The sequence below is a fragment of the Pseudomaricurvus sp. HS19 genome (assembly GCF_009857815.1).
Lineage (GTDB): Bacteria > Pseudomonadota > Gammaproteobacteria > Pseudomonadales > Cellvibrionaceae > Pseudomaricurvus.
This window is the reverse complement of the sequence record NZ_WVVW01000025.1, coordinates 1-1,603: the sequence shown is the minus strand read 5'-3', so window position 1 is coordinate 1,603 and position 1,603 is coordinate 1. Positions and strand designations below refer to the sequence as shown.

Here is a 1,603-nt window from a genome sequence, read left to right as displayed (position 1 = left end):
ACCTGGCTGGTGACCACATGACTCACCACCGGCGCATCATTGGTACCGGTCACGTGAATAGTTATGGCATCTCTGAGGGTTGTACTGGCCCCTGAGGCGTCGGTCACGGTGACGGGAATCACCACATCCAGTGGTTCACCCGCTGCCAGGTGTTGATAGGCCGCATCGCTCGGATCAAAGGTGTAATGACCATCCGCCTGCAGGATAAACCCGGGTTCTGATGCGGTTGTTGTGAATATCGCTCCGGCACCGTGCTCGCCATCGTCGAAGTCATCCACCAGGAGTGTATTGGAAACTGGCCGGCCATCTTCATTGACCGGAACCGTGGCGCGGCCCACAAAGTGCGGCGCATCATTGGTACCGGTCACTTCAATAGTCAGAGTTCCGGTGCCTGTTGCACCGGCAGCATCGGTCACGGTGATAGGTATGCTAAGTGTTTCCACCTTGCCATCGGGCAGATGGTTATAGGCATTGTCGGCAGGATTGAAATTCCAGCTACCGTCGCTGTTCAAGGTAAAACCGGGGACAGAGGAGGCCGTGCTGAAACTAAAGGTGTCGCCGGTATCCGGATCAGTGGCTGTAAGCTGTCCGTTAACGCGTGTACCACCCTCATTCACCGACTGCGTCGACACCGGATCAAGCACCGGCGGGTCGTTGACGTTATTCACGGTCAGGTTGAAGGTGGTGGCCACCAGATCACCCTGACTGTCGGTGGCCGTCACTGTAATCGGTACTGAGCCCACATCGGCGTTGGCGGGCGTGCCGCTGAAGGTGCCCGTGGCCGCATCAAAACTGAGCCAGGCCGGGAGACCAGTAGCGCTCAGGGTCAGGCTATCGCCGGTGTCGATATCCGCGAAGGTACCTGCCGGCACGGCAAAGCTGAAGGCCTGCCCCTGATCTGTGCTTTGGTCGGTTACGGCTGCACTGACGGTCGGCGCATCATTGGTGCCTTCGATAGTCACCGTGATGGTATGTCGAGTACCGTCGGTGCTGGTGACTTCAATGCTGTCGGTTACCTGCTTGCCAACCTCCAGTTGTTGAATAGCCGGATTGCTGTCCAGCGCCGTGTACGTCCAAAGCCCGCTGGCCCCCCAGGTAAAACTGCCGTAACCGTTAGTACCGTTTCCATAGCCGCTGACCAGCTGCGCCTCTCCCTGATCGACATCACTGACCTGTAAACGGCCGCTGGCGACGAGTGACTGGCCCTGCATATCTGCCGGGTTGTCTTCGTGAACGGTCACCGCATCTGCACCGGTAATGACAGCCCCGTCATTAGTACCGGTCACTGTAATAGTCAGGTTCTGCGTATCTGCCGCTCCGGCCGCATCGGTGACGGTAATCGGGATAACAATAGGTGCCGATGTCTGGCCATCCGGCAAGGATTGGTAGGCCGCATCGGACGGATCAAAGCTCCAGCTGCCATCGCTGTTAAGTGTAAAGCCCGGCACCTGAGCCGTAGTGCTGTAAGTCTGGGTATCGACCGCATCGGGATCAGTGGCAGTAAACTGTCCGCTGGCCAGTTGACCATCTTCATTCACTGCAACGCTGCTGATCGGATCCAGCACCGGCACGTCGTTGGTGTTGTTGACCGTCAAATTGAAAG

The 1,603-nt window shown here is 57.8% G+C and carries 1 protein-coding gene; it reads right to left on the bottom strand.

Annotated features, from left to right (window positions below):
• Positions 1-1,603 (bottom strand): VCBS domain-containing protein (locus GSF27_RS17675; protein ID WP_160971391.1); only part of this gene is annotated, 1,603 nt, incomplete at both ends.